This is a genomic window from Bacillus cereus group sp. MG4 (assembly GCF_040460055.1).
In the GTDB taxonomy this organism is placed as follows: Bacteria; Bacillota; Bacilli; order Bacillales; family Bacillaceae_G; genus Bacillus_A; species Bacillus_A wiedmannii.
The window spans coordinates 2,044,706-2,060,241 of sequence record NZ_JARVGZ010000001.1 but is presented as its reverse complement, the minus strand read 5'-3'; the positions used below and the strand labels follow the sequence as shown (position 1 = coordinate 2,060,241).

The window sequence follows — 15,536 nt, the reverse complement described above, 5'->3', positions numbered from 1 at the left end:
AGCCTATGGACATAGAGGTCAAAAATGAGAAGAAGAAACCTCAGTTAAAGGACCACGAGCTAAAAGCGTTAATTAAACAAAGTCAAGATGGAGATCAGCAAGCGAGAGATACAATCGTTCAAAGCAATATGCGTCTCGTATGGTCGGTTGTGCAGCGTTTTCTTAATCGAGGATACGAACCAGACGATTTATTTCAAATTGGATGTATTGGGCTCTTAAAATCGGTAGATAAATTTGATTTATCTTTCGACGTGAAATTTTCAACATATGCAGTTCCAATGATTATTGGCGAAATACAGCGATTTTTACGTGATGATGGATCAGTGAAAGTAAGTAGATCTTTAAAGGAAACAGGAAATAAAATACGAAAGATGAGAGACGAGCTTTCGAAAGAATTTGGAAGAGCCCCAACGATTAATGAAGTAGCCGAAGCGTTAGAACTAACGCCAGAGGAAGTGGTTCTGGCGCAAGAAGCGAGTCGTGCTCCTTCATCCATACATGAAACGGTGTATGAAAACGATGGAGATCCAATCACTATTTTAGATCAAATTGCCGATCAATCCGAAACGAAATGGTTCGATAAAATTGCTTTAAAAGAAGCAATTAGAGAATTAGATGATCGAGAACGTTTAATTGTGTATTTACGCTACTATAAAGATCAAACCCAATCGGAAGTAGCGGAACGAATAGGCATTTCGCAAGTACAAGTTTCAAGACTTGAAAAGAAAATATTAAAACAGATGAAAGATCGAATAGATGAATAGCTGTCTATTCGATTTTTTTTATGACTTTAATTAGGAGGGATTGTAAACTTCTATAAAAATTAACAGAATTTATTGATAATTTAGTAAATTTAAAATATAATCCAAGTATGAACTTGTCACAAAGGGGGAAGGAAATATGGAAACGAGGCAACAATGGGGAACGAGAGCTGGATTTATTTTCGCAGCGGTTGGCTCTGCCGTTGGATTAGGAAACATATGGCGTTTTCCTTATACAGCGTATGAAAATGGGGGAGGCGCATTCTTTTTACCGTACTTATTTGCATTATTAACGACTGGTATTTCATTATTAGCGTTTGAATTTGCTCTTGGGCATCGTCACCGTGGTTCCGCGCCACTTACGTTCTTCCGTATTAGTCCGCGTGCTGAATTCATCGGATGGTGGCAAATGTGTGTAACGTTTATCGTTTCAACATATTATGCAGTAATTATTGCTTGGTCTATTTCGTATACGTACTTTGCAATTACTGGAGCATGGGGGAAAGACACGCAATCATTTTTATTTAAAGAGTATTTGCATGTTGCAGATAAGCCTGGACAGTTTGGAGGGCTCGTACCGGAAGTATTAATTCCATTAGCTCTCGTTTGGATTATCGTGCTCGGTGTAGCATTCAAAGGAGTTAAAAAAGGAATCGAAGTTGTTAACCGTATTTTCATTCCTTTATTAGTTGTTATGTTCCTTATTATCGTAGTTCGTGCAGTGACGATGGAAGGTGCGATGCAAGGATTAGATGCATTCTTTAAACCGGATTGGAGTCGTATTTTTGATGGAAAGGTATGGCTTGCTGCTTACGGTCAAATTTTCTTTAGCTTATCTTTAGCATTTGGAATTATGATTACGTATTCTAGTTATTTACCTAAAAACTCAGATACAACAAATAATGCCTTTATTACTGGCTTTGCAAACTCAGGATTTGAATTATTAGCAGGGATTGGGGTCTTTGCAGCTCTTGGATTTATGGCAAACAATATGGGAGTACCAGTTGATAAAGTAGCAAGTGCTGGTGTAGGACTTGCATTCGTAGTATTCCCGCAAATTATTAATGAATTACCGATGTCACCGTTATTTGGCGTATTATTTTTCTTATCATTAACGGTTGCTGGAATTACATCCCTCATTTCGCTTGCGGAAGTATGTTTTGCTGCCGTATCTGAAAAGTTCAGCTTAAGCCGCCAAAAAACAATTGGAATTATGGGAACGCTTCTCGTACTAGTTTCTCTTGTTTTTGCAACACGTGGCGGGCTTATGTTCTTAGATGTTGTTGATTATTTCGCTAATAACTTCGGATTAATTTCAATTGCATTAGTGGAAGTAGTTACGATAGGGCTCATTCTACGCCGTTTACCAGTTTATCAAAATCATGCAAACTTCGTATCTGATATTAAGTTAGGGACGTTTTGGAGAGTAAGTTTACTCGTTATTACCCCGCTTATGTTAGGATACATGTTAATTGATGGTACAATCCAAAATATTAAAAAGAACTACGGAGATTATCCAACGGAGTTTGTCGTAACATATGGTTGGTCAATTGCAGCAGCGTTCCTTATCGTTGCACTAATCATTAGTATAAAGAAATGGAATGCACAAATACATTCAGATTCTGTTAAGCTTGAAAAAGAATGGAAAGATCGGGGTGTTTCATAATGAGCGGATCAGCGATTATGATGATGGTTATTGGTATGGTAGTCATTTGGGGAGGACTCGCATTAAGTATTGCAAATTTATTTAAGAAAAAGGCATAAACTAAAAAACATCTGTACCGAAACGGTACAGATGTTTTTTTATGAAAAAATTGTATTAGAAAAAAATTCAATAACCATACTACAACTACGAGGAAGAGTGAAGAGTGAAGAGGTGAATGGAAATTGGAACAAACAATTTATATTAAAATGCGTAATCGATTAAAAGTTTCTCCTACGTATGAAGTGAAACTACGTGATGTCGCTCAACTTGCCGGAGATACTGTGGTAGTTGAGTTGTTACAGGATGAGGTAGTTTACAAAATAACAGCGCATGATAAGACGCATGTTGTAATTGATGTTATGAAAATTATTGAGATTATTAGGCGAAAAGCGGCTCATATACAAATTAATTTACTCGGTTCTGGACAAACTCTTGTTGAAATTATATATGAAAAAAAGAAAGTACATCCGATTTTCTTCGGACTTGTATGGTTGTTACTTTTTATTGGAGCGGCTCTTGCGATCATTTATTTCCATGAAGATGTAAGCATGCAACAAGTGCACCAGCGGTTATATTACATGATTACGGGAGAATTTAAGGCACAACCACTTCTATTTCAAATTCCTTATTCAGTAGGTCTTGGGTTAGGTATGGTCTTATTTTTTAATCATGTATTTCAAAAGCGAATTAATGAAGAGCCGAGTCCGTTAGAAGTGGAGATGTTCCAATACCAGCAGTCACTTGACCAATATGTAATTGTTCATGAAAACAAGGACAATATGAAACAACTTGCCGATGATTGAGTCTGGGCTTGTTATTTTAATTGGTTTAGCGGGAGGAATTGCAGTAGGTAGCGGGTATGTCGCATTTTTAGCTGTACTTGGTATAATCCCCCGTCTAACTCAATTAACGAGAAGTGGAAAGCACATTCAATATTTTGAGTGGGCAGTTATTGCAGGTACGTTAACAGGAGCTTGGTGTAGTTTGAAAAACATTACATTTCAAACGTCGCAATATTGGCTTGTTATATTAGGAATATTTTGTGGCACATTCATTGGAATGCTTGCAGCCGCATTAACAGAAGTGTTAAATGTTTTACCTATTTTAGCGAAACGAGTAGGGGTAGAAGGGAAAATCGTTGTTTTACTCGTTGCTCTTGTACTTGGCAAAGTAATAGGCTCATTGTTTCACTGGATTTATTTCGTAAAGTAGGAGGCAATATATAAATGACAGGGCGAAAACTAAAGGATGATTACATAAATAAAGTGAAGGAGTACCATCCAAAACCAAACTATTTTCTAAATTGTGTCAAGGCATTTCTTGTAGGTGGATTCATTTGTACTGTCGGAGAAGTATTGATGAAATTTTATATACATTATTTTCATTTCAGTGAACAAGAGGCAGGAAATCCGACAGTTGCAACGCTTGTATTATTATCGGCGATTTTAACAGGTTGTGGTGTATATGATAAAATCGGTCAATTTGCTGGAGCGGGATCGGCCGTACCTGTTACGGGATTTGCGAATTCTATGGCGAGCGCTGCGCTAGAACATAAGAGTGAAGGAATTGTGCTTGGGGTTGCTACAAATATGTTTAAGCTAGCGGGAAGTGTTATCGTTTTTGGGGTCGTTGGTGCATACGTTATTGGATTAATAAGATATACTTTTAACATTTTTATGTCTTAAAGGAGGGGCTAGTATGAGGTTGACCGGAAAACAAACGTGGGTATTTCAAAATGATATTTATGTGAATGCAACCGGTACTGCTGTCGGTCCAAAAGAAGCTGAAGGCCCTCTTGGGAAGGATTTTGATATTTCATATGATGATTTACATTGCGGAGAGGAAAACTGGGAACTTGCTGAACGAAGATTAATGTCAGATTCAATTCAACAAGTCTTGCAAAAAGGAAATGTAAAAACATCACAAATTGATTTCTTTTTAGCGGGTGATTTATTAAATCAAACAGTGACAGCAAATTATGTTGCACGTAATTGGGGGATTCCCTTTTTAGGGATGTTTAGCGCTTGTGCAACCTCGATGGAGACTTTAGCGGTTGGATCAGCCTTTATAGATGGTGGATTCGCAAATCGTGTTTTAGCGACGGTAAGTAGTCATAATGCAACGGCTGAAAGACAGTTCCGTTATCCAACAGAGTATGGGGGACAAAAACCAGGAACAGCAAATTCCACTGTTACAGGTGCGGGATCCATATTAATTAGTAAAGAAAAAAGTGCTATTAAAATTACGGCAGCTACGATTGGAAAAGTGCAAGATTTAGGGATTGCGAATCCTTTAGATATGGGGTCGGCGATGGCACCTGCTGCTGCTCATACAATTCAACAACATTTTGAAGATTTGAAGAGAAGTGCAGTAGATTATGATTTGATTGTTACCGGTGATTTATCAGCTATTGGGACACCAATCGCAAAACAACTGTTACTGGAAGAAGGTTATGATCTTGGGCATATATATAATGATTGCGGATTAATGATTTATGATCCCGGTCAAGAAGAAGTATTTGCCGGTGGTAGTGGTTGTGCTTGTTCAGCTGTTGTCACATATGGTCATTTATTAAGCGAGATGCAAAAAGGGAATTTACAACGAATTTTTGTCGTTGCTACTGGCGCGTTATTAAGTCCGATGATGATGCAGCAGAAAGAAACCATTCCAACAATTGCACATGGTGTCGTATTTGAGAGAGTGAAGGGAGAGTGAATTGTGGATTTTATATATGCATTTCTTGTAGGAGGCGCCATTTGTGTAATTGGACAGGTATTGTTAGATTTCGCAAAGTTAACACCAGCCCACTTAATGGCTACCTTTGTAGTTATAGGAGCAGTTTTAGATGGATTCGGATTGTACGATAAACTTATAAAGTTTGCTGGTGCTGGGGCGACAGTTCCTATTACAAGTTTTGGACATTCGCTATTACATGGGGCAATGCATGCGGCAGAAAAACACGGATATATTGGGATTGGTATGGGTATGTTTAGTTTAACGTCTGCAGGCATTTCTGCAGCGATATTATTTTCATTTTTTGTAGCACTTATATGTAAACCGAAAGGATAAATCAAATGAGACGAAGGGTTGTTTTGGTCACAGATGGAGATGAATATGCAAAGCGGACAATTGAGCTTTTAACGAAGGAATTTGGGGGAAGGTGTATTTCAGCATCACAAAGTAATCCAACCAAATTGACAGGGAAGAAAGTTGTTGAGCTTATTATGCAAACGCCATATGACCCTGTATTTGTCATGTTTGATGACAGTGGATTTATTGGAGAAGGATCTGGTGAAAAGGCTTTAAAATATGTAGCCACACATAAACAAATTGATGTACTGGGGGTTTTGGCAGTAGCGTCTAATACACATCATTGGGAATGGGCACGTGTAGATGTCAGTGTAGATCGGAACGGGAATTTAACGGAATACGGTGTTGATAAATTTGGACTTCCAGATGGTGAAATTGGCAGAATTAGCGGAGATACAATTTATTGTTTAGATGATCTGAATGTTCCTGTCATTGTGGGAGTTGGTGATATTGGTAAGATGTGTGGAAACGATGAATGGGAAAGAGGATCACCTATTACTAGAAAAGCGATTCAATTAATTTTGGAAAGGAGTGGTTTTTATGACGAAACCTAAAAAAGTGGAAATCCCTATTTCATCTTTCATAAGTGATAATGAAAATTACTTAAAGCAAACAGCTGGACTGGGTGTTACATACGATGTTGGCATTCGTAAATTTCAAATTTTAAATAAAGAAATTGGTGTGTTATTTGTAAACGGACTTTGTGATACAAATTATATTATCCCTATTTTAGAAGAAGCGGTGGATACAAATGAGATAAGGGATGTAGAAGAAGATACAGTGAAGCTTTTAGAGAATCGTTTAATCCATCAACAAGTAAGCAAAGTGAAAACGATGGATGAGGTAATGCTTCAAGTATTATCAGGACTCATCGTTATATTTGTGGAAGGTGAAACGGAAGCGTTCGCAATAGATGTTCGTAGTTATCCGGGCCGGACGCCGACAGAACCAGATACAGAAAAGGTAGTACGTGGTGCAAGGGATGGATTTGTTGAAAATATCGTTGTAAATACAGCGTTAATTCGTAGAAGGATACGTGACCCACGTCTTCGAAATGAAATGATTCGAGTAGGAGATAGATCCCAAACGGATATTTGTATTACATATGTTCAAGATGTTGCAAATCCAGATTTAGTAAAGATTATAAAACAAGAATTAAATAACATTGATGTGGATGGAATTACGATGGCGGATAAAACAGTGGAAGAATTTGTTGTAAAGCAAAGCTATAATCCATTCCCGCTTATTCGATATACAGAAAGACCGGATGTAGCGGCGAATCATTTATTAGAAGGACATGTGTTAGTACTAGTTGATACATCACCGAGTGCTATGATTACTCCAACAACATATTTCCACCATTTACAGCATGCGGAAGAGTTTAGACAAAATCCAGCTGTCGGTACATTTTTACGTTGGGTACGCTTTTTAGGTGTCTTATTCTCCTTATTTTTACTACCATTTTGGTTAGTGTTTGTATTTGATCCAACTCTTTTACCAGAAAACCTTGCTTTCATTGGACCGACTAAGATGACACATTTACCAATTCTATTACAGGTGTTGATGGCCGAAATCGGACTTGAGTTTTTAAGGATGGCAGCCATTCATACGCCAACGCCGTTATCGTCTGCAGCAGGGTTAATTTCCGCCATATTAATTGGTCAAATAGCAATCGATGTAGGTTTGTTTGTACCAGAAGTTATTTTGTATGTAGCAGTTTCTATGATCGGTGCATATGCAACACCGAGTTATGAATTAGGATTAGGAAATAAAGTTGGAAAATTGTTTGTTATTATTTTAACAGGTCTCTTCCATGAGATGGGATTTGTAATTGGTATGACGATATTGATTTTATTTTTAACGTCTATAAAAAGTTTACAAACACCTTATTTATGGCCATTTTTACCATTTGATTGGGGTGCATTAACAAAAATTTTACTTCGCCCGACGATGTCTAGTTTAAAAGTGCGCCCAAGTATTGTAAAACCTCAAAATGTAAGAAGACAAAAATAAGCAGGATTAATCTCCTGCTTATTTTTTATCGAAAATTTATTATTTTTTAACAAAAATCAAACATTTTTTGTGTACACTTAGAGTAGATATTGTGTATGGAAGGGGAAGAGGACATGATTAAATTATTTGTAAGTGATTTAGATGATACGCTCGTTTACAATGTGAATGATATGCAAAAAGAAGATGAACGTGCACTTTGTTGGTTAGCTGAAAAAGGGACAAATATTTGTTTTGCCTCTGGCCGCTTTACTCATCGAATTGATGAAGTCGTAAATAGGTTTGCATTCCCGTATTACACAACTAGTTTAAATGGAGCAACGATGTTACTGCCGGATGGAAAAATATTTCATGAATCAAGTTTTGAAGATGGGATTGCCCAGGAAATATATCGATATATCCATAAAAAGGGACTAGCAGATATTGTTTGTGCAAATGAGCAACGGTATACAAAAAGAAAGAATGAACATCATCATACTTTTGAAACGTATATGGGCGTGCATATTGCTGAGATAGAAGCATTAGAAGAGGAATTTGGTAAGACTGTACATCCTGCAAAATTGTTTGTTTTTGGGGAAGAAGAGACAATTGCAGCATTAGATCAAGAGTTACGAGATACATTTCAGAGCGAAGCGGAAGTTTTTATGTCTGGTAAACGCTATGTTGACATTATGCCAAGGGGAGTAAGTAAAGGGAGTGCTTTAAGGCGACTAATGGAACATTTGCAAATTGAAGCAAATGAAGTTGCATGCATTGGAGATTCTTTCAATGATATTTCTATGTTCGAAGTAACTCCGCATTCATTTACTCTACATCATGCTCATCCATATGTGAAGGATAAGGCAAATCATATTGTTCGTTCGGTCGAAGAAGCTGTTATGAAATTGCCATTACTTGTATAAAAAAAGAAGCTCGTCAGTGACGAGCTTCTTTTTACTTGAATAACGATTTAACAAAATCAATGATACTTGAGAAGAAATCTTTAACTTTATCTAGGAAACCTTGCCCTTCTTCAGATCCTAAAAAGGCAGAAACGTGTTCTTTTGCTTTATTTAACTGACTGCCAACTTGATTCCAATCGATATTAAGATTTTTCATTTTATCAAATAGCGCAACTAAGTTATCTAACTGTTCATCCGTTAATGTAATACCAAGTTGATCCGCAATTTTTTTAATTAATGAACGTAAATCTTCAGTCGTTTTTGGCTGTTCTTTGGCAATTTCTTCTTTAATTTTTGCAACAAGTTGAACTGCTTTTTCTTCACCAATTTTATCGCCGAGCTGGGCTGTTTGCACCATTTCTTCATTGGCTACTTTTTTTACTTCCTCAGGAATTGCTTTGTTCGATGTTGTTTCATAGGCTTTCATTAAACCGGTTAAAGCAGCAGTTCCTGAAACTTTAAATGGTGCAGTAATTTGAATTTCTGCATCTTTCACACCTGCTGTAATAAGTGCGTTTGTGTACATTGCATCTGTTATCGAATTAATGTTTTTTGAACGTACAATGAGACCAGACCCTGGCTTTGTGTATGTAATCATAGAAGAGGAAATTGCTCTCGTACCAATTTGCGCTTTTGGAACAATCCCTTCTAGAAATTTATGTTCTTCCGCATTAGACACAGTAATGATTGTAGCATCTTTTGGTGCTTTCATTTCTTTTAACAGATCTTGTTTTTGTTGTTCAGACAAGTTTTCTCCTAGTGTAACAATTGATTCTCCTTCGATGATGTCTGCAAACGAAGCTGTTGGCATCATAAATACCGTTACAGCCAATAGCAGAGCTAGTAATTTCGTTTTCACGAAAAATCGCTCCCTTTCTCTTTCTAAAATTTTCGGGCAACACAGTTATTATAGTATATATTTCTTATTTGTCACCTAGCTTTTTCCACATTTCGAAAAAGAAGTATCTAGATTGTCGGATTCTTTTTGTTTCTAGTCATGAATGTGGTAATATAGTGCTGAGATAGTTGAAAGGAGACATATACGTATGAAAACTTTAGGATACATATTAATGGAAAATGGCGAAAAAATCGAGTTAGAATTTTTCCCAGAAGAGGCACCAAAAACAGTAGAAAACTTTAAAAAACTAGCAGAGCAAGGATTTTATGATGGTGTGACATTCCACCGCGTTATTCCTGGCTTCGTAAGCCAAGGTGGAGATCCAACAGGAACAGGTGCAGGTGGCCCAGGTTACTCTATCCCATGTGAAACTGATGGAAATCCTCATAGACACCTTGTAGGTTCACTTTCTATGGCTCATGCTGGCCGTAATACAGGCGGTAGCCAATTCTTTGTTGTTCATGAGCCACAACCGCATTTAGATGGTGTACATACTGTATTCGGTAAAGCAACAAGCGGTATTGAAACAGTATTAAACATGCGTCAAGGCGATGTAATGAAAGAAGTTAAAGTTTGGGAAGAATAAGTAAATGGGAAAAGAGAGCTATGGCTCTCTTTTTTGTTTTTTAATAGGAATGGGTATTTCGTTTGCAGTACATGATACAAGTAGTACTGTTATTGTAGCGAAAATATGGCGCTTATAAGAACAAAATTTTAACAAATTACATAGAATACATTAGATTTCATGTTTCAATAAATATTTTTATTACATTAATTTTGCTAGAATTCATTTGCTCTCAGGTGATGAATATTGAAGTGGTAATGAGCGGTGGATGTTTCTTTTTACTTTCATATAACAGCGTTTCTTTCTTAATCTACTTAGAAAAAATAGTACTGAAACATATATTTGACTTTCTTCTTTTCGCTTTGTATGATTATCAAGTTGTTTTAGGCCCTTCTCACTCTGTTGAAAATATTGTAAAATGAATGTGATATGAAAAGAGTGGTTGAGGGGATTAATAGTTTGTAACTTTTGTAAGAAGGGATAAGGGTTATGTTAATTCGTTTTAAAAAAAGTTATGAAAAGATTGCAATGGGGCTTCTTTCATTTATGCCAACTGAAAAAGATGTGAAAACATTACAATTGACTATGAAAGATTATGAAGCAAAGGATGATTGGCAATTGTATTTGTGGAAACAAAACGAAGATTTTGTTGGTATAATGGGGATTGAAAAAAAAGAGAATCAAGTGTTGGAAATTCAGCATTTGAGTGTGAACCCGTCTCATCGTCATATGGGTATTGGGACGAAGATGGTTCAAGAGTTAAAGAGTAAATTTCTTGAGTTTACAATTTGCGGAAATGAGCAAACAGCAAGTTTTTGCAAAAAGTGTAAAGGGCTAGAACAAAATATACATTCGTAAAAGCAGAGATAAGTGGTTTATTATCTCTGCTTTCTTTTTTGTAATTGTTCGTTTCGTTCAGCGATGACCTCTGTTCGATCACGTAACGTGTGCTTATGTATTATATATTCATTAGAAGTAGCATTCACGTCTTTCCAAGGAAGGTTTTGTTTCTGACATAATTCCATGCACTGCTTTTCTAATGTTGTATCCGATAACGGTAAAAATAACGGTGTAAAACTCTCTTCTTTCTGTATAGATTGCAATCTATCCTGGAGTAAGCATAGAAGTTGTGTCTGATTTATTCCTAAACGTAGTAAAGGTGCACTGTTTTTTTCTAGAATCGTTATGGCGCTTTTCATCATCTTCTCTGCACCATTCCAGTTAGAGCGTCTTTGATGGTATAAAGAAACTGCAATTTGAATAAGACCGACTAAATAATTGTCACGATATCCTCTCGGTTTTGTTTTCCAATATTCTTCCAGTGTTTCGTGGCATTCAAAATAATCATAATCTCCGTGAAAATGAATTAAAAATTGTATGTATTCGGTAGGATACATTTTCTTCCCCCCTGTTTAACGGTTATAAATACAAGTGTATCATAGAAATATAAACAATAAACGACTAGGGAATTGCCCCTAGTCGTTATTGTTCATATTAGCAGAAGCAAGCTGCCCCTACAATAATTAGTAAAATAAACAATACAACAAGTAATGCGAACCCACCGCTAAAACCGCAATCAACGTGACCCATAGTTTTTTGACCTCCTACATTGTTCTTACTACACTGTTATCATATGAAGCGGTGGGCATGATGATATAGGCATAGGTCTATTTTTAATTAAATTTCTTAAAAAGGTTGGATAGAACATGAGTATGCTCTATACTTATGTTGTTATAGAAAAAATGTGGTGGGATGCTTTGTGCAGTATAATTTTAAAGTAGAGGCTTTTGAAGGGCCTTTAGATTTATTGTTACATTTAATACATCGTTATGAAATTGACATATATAATATTCCTGTAGCGGAAATTACAGAGCAATATTTATCTTATGTTCATACGATGAAAGAACTACAATTAGATGTTGCAAGTGAGTATTTAGTAATGGCTGCGACTTTATTACAAATTAAAAGTAAAATGTTGTTGCCGAAACATGAAGAAGATGTACTTGATAACGGTGATGACTTTATAGATGATCCTCGTCAAGAATTGATGGAGAGGTTAATTGAATATAAGAAATATAAGCAAGTTGCTACTGAGCTAAAAGAAAGAGAACAAGAAAGAGCACAGCTATATACACGTCCGCCAATTGATTTTACATCGTTGCAACAAGAAGAGGAGACAAACTTGCCTCTTGATGTTACGTTATATGATATGCTAGCGGCATTTCAAAAATTAATGCGCCGTAAAAAAGCAAAGAAACCTGTAACAACACGTATTACTCGTCAAGAAATACCAATTGAAAAGCGCATGATTGATATTTTAAAACAGTTAGAAATACAAGGTGGTCGTCAAAGTTTTTATGATTTGTTTGTTGATGATGAACGGGAAATAATGGTTGTAACATTTTTAGCGGTTCTTGAGCTTATGAAAAATCAACAAATCATAATTGAACAAGAACATAATTTTGATGAAATTTTCGTATCAAGCTCTACTAAATCTGCATAGAGTTAGTATGGAAAATGGGATGGAAATAATATATCTCATGCTAGGTTTGAATGTATCGTTTGGAACAAGAGAAAAAATATTGAACCGAACGCATTGATTGTGATTCGGTTTTTTGATGTGTATTTTTATGGAGAAAATTGGAGGAAGGAGCTCGTAAAATGGATAGAAAAGAACAGAAATCAATCATTGAAGGGCTTTTATTTGTTTCTGGTGATGAAGGGATTTATCCAGAACAAATAGCGAAAGTACTTGAAATTGAAGGAAATGAAGTAATCGATATTTTAGAAGAAATGCAAAAAGAATGTGAAGGTGCACACCGCGGTTTGCAAATTGTACAGTATGCAAAAGTATATCGTTTTGCTACAAAGAAAGAACATGCTTCGTACTATCAAAAATTAATAGATATCCCAACAGCGGCTTCACTTTCTCAGGCTGCTTTAGAAACGTTAGCGATTGTGGCATATCGTCAACCTATTACAAGGACTGAAATGGAAGAGATTAGAGGGGTGAAAACCGATAAGGCGTTACAAACGTTAGTTTCACACTTACTTATAAAAGAAATGGGAAGAGCAGAAGGGCCAGGGCGTCCTATTTTATATGGAACAACGAAAGAATTTTTGGATACATTTGGATTGAAAACATTAGATGATTTACCGGCACTTTCTGAAGAGAATGAACAAATGAATGAAGCAGATTTATTCTTTGGTTCTTTACAGGAGATATCGAAATAAAAGCTTAGAATTTTGCTAAGCTTTTTTTGTATATCAATTATATACCGTGCCATACTAATTGAAAAAAGGAGACGAGTTATGAGAAGTATGCGAAGTATTTTATTGTTAGTTTCTGTTTTGTTATGCTTTTCTTTAAATAGTGCATCGGCCAAAAGATATATGATGTCTATTCATACCGCGTCTCCTTTACATATGCAGCGGCAACATTTTGGTAAAATGAAAGTGAGTTTTTTAAAAGTTGGGCAAGGTGATGCGACACTTATTACATTGCCAAATGGACAAACGATGTTAATTGATGGGGGACCTTATGAAGCAGGTGAGGTTATCATTCAAAAACTAATCGAAAAAGGGATTAACCATTTAGATGCTATCGTCAGTACGCATCCTGATATGGATCACATTGGAGGACTCATTCCGATTGTAGAACAAATGCCGGTATCACTTATATTAGATAGTGGAAAAACATATAGTTCTTTTACGTATCACACATACCGGAATCATATTAAAAAAAGAGGAATTCCTTTCGTTTCAGTAAAAGAGGGACAATACATACCGCTAGATCCGCATGTCTCCATACAAGTATTAAACAATGGGAAATCAAAAGATGAAAATAATGAATCTTCAATTGTGTTAAAGGTACGATACGGAAAAGCGGATTTTTTACTAATGGGTGATGCTGATGTGCGGACGGAAACTGAAATATTAAAGCAATTTGATGTACATGCAGATGTGTTAAAGGTGGGACATCATGGCTCCTATACTTCAACAAGTGAAATGTTTATAAAGAAAGTAGAACCACAGTTTGCGATTCTTTCATATGGAAGCAGAAATCCATATGGACATCCGCATCAAAGTGTAGTGAGACGCTTAAAACAGCATGGTATAATGATATATGGAACAAATAAACGTACAGTAGAAATGGAAACAGACGGCGAGCATATTACAATAGGCTCTAGTGGATTAATGCCATTACTTAAGTGAGTAATATGATAGGGGATATTCTCCCTTTTTGGAAAACTGAATAACATATATTATAATTGCAAGAGACGTACTAAGTTTCCTTTTTGTTAAACAAAGAGGAAATTTCATTCGAATGTCTAGACAACTACTCGTGCATATATTAAGATGGAATTAGGCGAATAAGGTAATAATAACAAGTAGGTATTTCATGGGAAAGGATCGATGAAAATGAAAACGCAAGTTGTCATCAATGCCAAAATTTATACAGGTCAAGAAGTAGTGGAAAACGGATTTATTCGTTACGCAGAAACAATTAAAGAAATTGGTTTGATGGCTCAATATGTATCACAAGAAAATGAAGCGGTTTTAGATGCAGCAGGGAAGATTGTGATTCCAGGTATGATTGATGTTCATATTCATGGTGGATACGATATTGATGCGATGGATGCAAATAGCGATGGGTTAGTAACTCTAGGTAAAGAAATGTTACAAGAAGGAGTTACAACTTACTTCCCAACAACAATGACACAAGCTCCAGAAGCAATCGAAGCAGCACTACATGCTGCGAAGGAAGCGAAAGAAAAAGGGGCACATTTCGAATATATTCATTTAGAAGGACCGTATGTTTCAAAAAAACGTGCAGGTGCACAACCACTTGAACATATTGTTCCTGCGAATATTGAACAATTTAAACAATGGCAGGAAGCAAGCGGGAATCTAATTAAATTAGTAACATATGCACCTGAAGAAGAAGGTGCGTTAGAGTTTGAGCAGTATCTTGCTGAAACTGGTGTTGTTGGCACAATGGGGCATACAGATGCAATTGATGCGCAACTGAAAAATAGAAACATTACACATGCAACGCATTTATACAATCAAATGCGTGGATTACATCACCGTGAACCAGGAGTTGTTGGTCATGTGTTATTAAATCCAGATGTAATGGTTGAAGTAATTACAGATGGTATTCACATTCACCCTGATATGGTGAAATTAGCATATAAATTAAAAGGACCGAAAAAAGTAAGTGTTATTACTGACGCAATGCGTGCAAAAGGTCTTGAAGATGGATTATATGAGCTTGGCGGACAGCCAGTACATGTAAAAGATGGTAGTGCTCGATTAGAAGATGGAACGTTAGCTGGTAGTATTCTAAAAATGGATCAGGCTTTCCGAAATGTAATTGAATTTACAGGTTGTTCAATCGAGGATGCAGTACTAATGACATCAGTTAACCAAGCAGAAGAGTTTGGATTAAATCATAAAGGTGCATTGGCAGTAGGAAAAGATGCAGACTTTGTTGTGATGAATGAAGATTTACATGTATATGATACGGTTCGTTTAGGAATTCATATGAAGGAAGGGAAGTAAT

Annotated in this window: 21 protein-coding genes; 18 read left to right on the top strand and 3 right to left on the bottom strand. The window is 36.3% G+C overall.

Translation table 11 applies throughout. The features are described 5' to 3' along the window. Positions 1-5: 5 nt before the first annotated feature. From sigF to QCI41_RS10700, 11 genes are all read left to right on the top strand, one after another. Positions 6-764: an RNA polymerase sporulation sigma factor SigF gene (sigF, locus tag QCI41_RS10750; RefSeq protein WP_060488359.1), complete on the top strand. Its 759-nt coding sequence runs from the start codon at positions 6-8 to the stop codon at positions 762-764. 136 nt (positions 765-900) lie between these two features. Continuing rightward, positions 901-2,427 carry a sodium-dependent transporter gene (locus tag QCI41_RS10745; RefSeq protein ID WP_060488360.1) on the top strand — a complete coding sequence of 509 codons (1,527 nt, stop codon included), beginning with the start codon at positions 901-903 and terminating at the stop codon, positions 2,425-2,427. Then, positions 2,427-2,525 (top strand): methionine/alanine import family NSS transporter small subunit, encoded by a 99-nt coding sequence (locus tag QCI41_RS10740; protein WP_000016829.1) that lies wholly within the window; start codon positions 2,427-2,429, stop codon positions 2,523-2,525. The genes QCI41_RS10745 and QCI41_RS10740 overlap by 1 nt, the downstream gene beginning before the upstream one ends. Positions 2,526-2,648: 123 nt before the next feature. Beyond that, entirely contained in the window at positions 2,649-3,269 is a 621-nt protein-coding gene (spoVAA, locus tag QCI41_RS10735; RefSeq protein WP_046956412.1) for a stage V sporulation protein SpoVAA, read from the top strand. Beyond that, positions 3,262-3,678 (top strand): stage V sporulation protein SpoVAB, encoded by a 417-nt coding sequence (gene spoVAB / locus QCI41_RS10730; protein ID WP_172552697.1) that lies wholly within the window; start codon positions 3,262-3,264, stop codon positions 3,676-3,678. The genes spoVAA and spoVAB overlap by 8 nt, the downstream gene beginning before the upstream one ends. 14 nt (positions 3,679-3,692) lie before the next feature. Then, a complete protein-coding gene (gene spoVAC, locus QCI41_RS10725) occupies positions 3,693-4,151 on the top strand; it encodes a stage V sporulation protein AC (RefSeq protein ID WP_000147730.1) in 459 nt (152 codons plus the stop codon). Positions 4,152-4,164: 13 nt separating this feature from the next. Next, the gene (gene spoVAD, locus QCI41_RS10720; RefSeq protein ID WP_353837501.1) at positions 4,165-5,181 is read left to right on the top strand and encodes a stage V sporulation protein AD; all 1,017 of its coding nucleotides are present in this window, start codon (positions 4,165-4,167) and stop codon (positions 5,179-5,181) included. Between the two features lie 3 nt (positions 5,182-5,184). Continuing rightward, positions 5,185-5,535 carry a stage V sporulation protein AE gene (gene spoVAE / locus QCI41_RS10715; RefSeq protein ID WP_000345909.1) on the top strand — a complete coding sequence of 117 codons (351 nt, stop codon included), beginning with the start codon at positions 5,185-5,187 and terminating at the stop codon, positions 5,533-5,535. 5 nt (positions 5,536-5,540) lie between these two features. Further along, on the top strand, positions 5,541-6,110 hold the full coding sequence (gene spoVAEA / locus QCI41_RS10710; protein WP_088081519.1) for a stage V sporulation protein SpoVABEA: 570 nt from the start codon (positions 5,541-5,543) through the stop codon (positions 6,108-6,110). After that, the gene (gene spoVAF / locus QCI41_RS10705) at positions 6,097-7,569 is read left to right on the top strand and encodes a spore germination protein SpoVAF (RefSeq protein ID WP_075308172.1); all 1,473 of its coding nucleotides are present in this window, start codon (positions 6,097-6,099) and stop codon (positions 7,567-7,569) included. The genes spoVAEA and spoVAF overlap by 14 nt, the downstream gene beginning before the upstream one ends. A 95-nt stretch (positions 7,570-7,664) precedes the next feature. Beyond that, positions 7,665-8,468, top strand: coding sequence for a Cof-type HAD-IIB family hydrolase (locus QCI41_RS10700; RefSeq protein ID WP_116867838.1), 804 nt, complete (start codon positions 7,665-7,667; stop codon positions 8,466-8,468). Between the two features lie 31 nt (positions 8,469-8,499). On the opposite strand, the gene QCI41_RS10695 is transcribed toward QCI41_RS10700, so the two are convergent. After that, complete coding sequence (locus QCI41_RS10695; RefSeq protein WP_000850509.1) at positions 8,500-9,366, bottom strand: DUF1002 domain-containing protein; 867 nt, start codon at positions 9,364-9,366, stop codon at positions 8,500-8,502. A gap of 187 nt (positions 9,367-9,553) precedes the next feature. On the opposite strand from QCI41_RS10695, the gene QCI41_RS10690 reads away from it, so the two are divergent. From QCI41_RS10690 to ribT, 3 genes are all read left to right on the top strand, one after another. After that, positions 9,554-9,991: a peptidylprolyl isomerase gene (locus QCI41_RS10690; RefSeq protein ID WP_000853789.1), complete on the top strand. Its 438-nt coding sequence runs from the start codon at positions 9,554-9,556 to the stop codon at positions 9,989-9,991. A 218-nt stretch (positions 9,992-10,209) separates the two neighbouring features. After that, on the top strand, positions 10,210-10,392 hold the full coding sequence (locus tag QCI41_RS10685; RefSeq protein ID WP_137052988.1) for a hypothetical protein: 183 nt from the start codon (positions 10,210-10,212) through the stop codon (positions 10,390-10,392). Positions 10,393-10,459: 67 nt separating this feature from the next. After that, entirely contained in the window at positions 10,460-10,828 is a 369-nt protein-coding gene (gene ribT, locus QCI41_RS10680; RefSeq protein WP_353837502.1) for a GNAT family N-acetyltransferase RibT, read from the top strand. A gap of 20 nt (positions 10,829-10,848) precedes the next feature. Here ribT and QCI41_RS10675 read toward each other — a convergent pair whose 3' ends face one another. Together QCI41_RS10675 and QCI41_RS10670 are read right to left on the bottom strand one after the other, a co-directional pair. Then, the gene (locus QCI41_RS10675; RefSeq protein ID WP_353837503.1) at positions 10,849-11,367 is read right to left on the bottom strand and encodes a DUF309 domain-containing protein; all 519 of its coding nucleotides are present in this window, start codon (positions 11,365-11,367) and stop codon (positions 10,849-10,851) included. A gap of 97 nt (positions 11,368-11,464) precedes the next feature. Beyond that, a complete protein-coding gene (locus QCI41_RS10670; protein WP_000510194.1) occupies positions 11,465-11,560 on the bottom strand; it encodes a YjcZ family sporulation protein in 96 nt (31 codons plus the stop codon). A 169-nt stretch (positions 11,561-11,729) separates the two neighbouring features. Between QCI41_RS10670 and scpA the strand changes: the two genes are divergently transcribed. From scpA to nagA, 4 genes are all read left to right on the top strand, one after another. After that, positions 11,730-12,473 carry a segregation/condensation protein A gene (gene scpA / locus QCI41_RS10665; protein WP_001199757.1) on the top strand — a complete coding sequence of 248 codons (744 nt, stop codon included), beginning with the start codon at positions 11,730-11,732 and terminating at the stop codon, positions 12,471-12,473. A gap of 158 nt (positions 12,474-12,631) precedes the next feature. Beyond that, positions 12,632-13,204 carry a segregation/condensation protein ScpB gene (gene scpB / locus QCI41_RS10660; protein WP_000375162.1) on the top strand — a complete coding sequence of 191 codons (573 nt, stop codon included), beginning with the start codon at positions 12,632-12,634 and terminating at the stop codon, positions 13,202-13,204. A 78-nt stretch (positions 13,205-13,282) separates the two neighbouring features. Next, positions 13,283-14,185 (top strand): ComEC/Rec2 family competence protein, encoded by a 903-nt coding sequence (locus tag QCI41_RS10655; protein ID WP_046957457.1) that lies wholly within the window; start codon positions 13,283-13,285, stop codon positions 14,183-14,185. Positions 14,186-14,392: 207 nt separating this feature from the next. Beyond that, positions 14,393-15,535, top strand: coding sequence for an N-acetylglucosamine-6-phosphate deacetylase (gene nagA / locus QCI41_RS10650; protein WP_353838843.1), 1,143 nt, complete (start codon positions 14,393-14,395; stop codon positions 15,533-15,535). The last annotated feature ends 1 nt before the right edge of the window (position 15,536 follow it).

Coding starts and splice junctions, on each gene's coding strand:
- QCI41_RS10745 (WP_060488360.1), top strand. CDS start 901: ATGGAAACGAGGCAACAATGGGGAACGAGAGCTGGATTTATTTTCGCA.
- spoVAD (WP_353837501.1), top strand. CDS start 4,165: ATGAGGTTGACCGGAAAACAAACGTGGGTATTTCAAAATGATATTTAT.
- ribT (WP_353837502.1), top strand. CDS start 10,460: ATGTTAATTCGTTTTAAAAAAAGTTATGAAAAGATTGCAATGGGGCTT.
- QCI41_RS10655 (WP_046957457.1), top strand. CDS start 13,283: ATGAGAAGTATGCGAAGTATTTTATTGTTAGTTTCTGTTTTGTTATGC.
- QCI41_RS10700 (WP_116867838.1), top strand. CDS start 7,665: ATGGAAGGGGAAGAGGACATGATTAAATTATTTGTAAGTGATTTAGAT.
- scpB (WP_000375162.1), top strand. CDS start 12,632: ATGGATAGAAAAGAACAGAAATCAATCATTGAAGGGCTTTTATTTGTT.
- sigF (WP_060488359.1), top strand. CDS start 6: ATGGACATAGAGGTCAAAAATGAGAAGAAGAAACCTCAGTTAAAGGAC.
- spoVAC (WP_000147730.1), top strand. CDS start 3,693: ATGACAGGGCGAAAACTAAAGGATGATTACATAAATAAAGTGAAGGAG.
- QCI41_RS10690 (WP_000853789.1), top strand. CDS start 9,554: ATGAAAACTTTAGGATACATATTAATGGAAAATGGCGAAAAAATCGAG.
- QCI41_RS10675 (WP_353837503.1), bottom strand. CDS start 11,367: ATGTATCCTACCGAATACATACAATTTTTAATTCATTTTCACGGAGAT.
- spoVAB (WP_172552697.1), top strand. CDS start 3,262: ATGATTGAGTCTGGGCTTGTTATTTTAATTGGTTTAGCGGGAGGAATT.
- spoVAEA (WP_088081519.1), top strand. CDS start 5,541: ATGAGACGAAGGGTTGTTTTGGTCACAGATGGAGATGAATATGCAAAG.
- QCI41_RS10740 (WP_000016829.1), top strand. CDS start 2,427: ATGAGCGGATCAGCGATTATGATGATGGTTATTGGTATGGTAGTCATT.
- spoVAF (WP_075308172.1), top strand. CDS start 6,097: ATGACGAAACCTAAAAAAGTGGAAATCCCTATTTCATCTTTCATAAGT.
- nagA (WP_353838843.1), top strand. CDS start 14,393: ATGAAAACGCAAGTTGTCATCAATGCCAAAATTTATACAGGTCAAGAA.
- QCI41_RS10670 (WP_000510194.1), bottom strand. CDS start 11,560: ATGGGTCACGTTGATTGCGGTTTTAGCGGTGGGTTCGCATTACTTGTT.
- QCI41_RS10685 (WP_137052988.1), top strand. CDS start 10,210: ATGAATATTGAAGTGGTAATGAGCGGTGGATGTTTCTTTTTACTTTCA.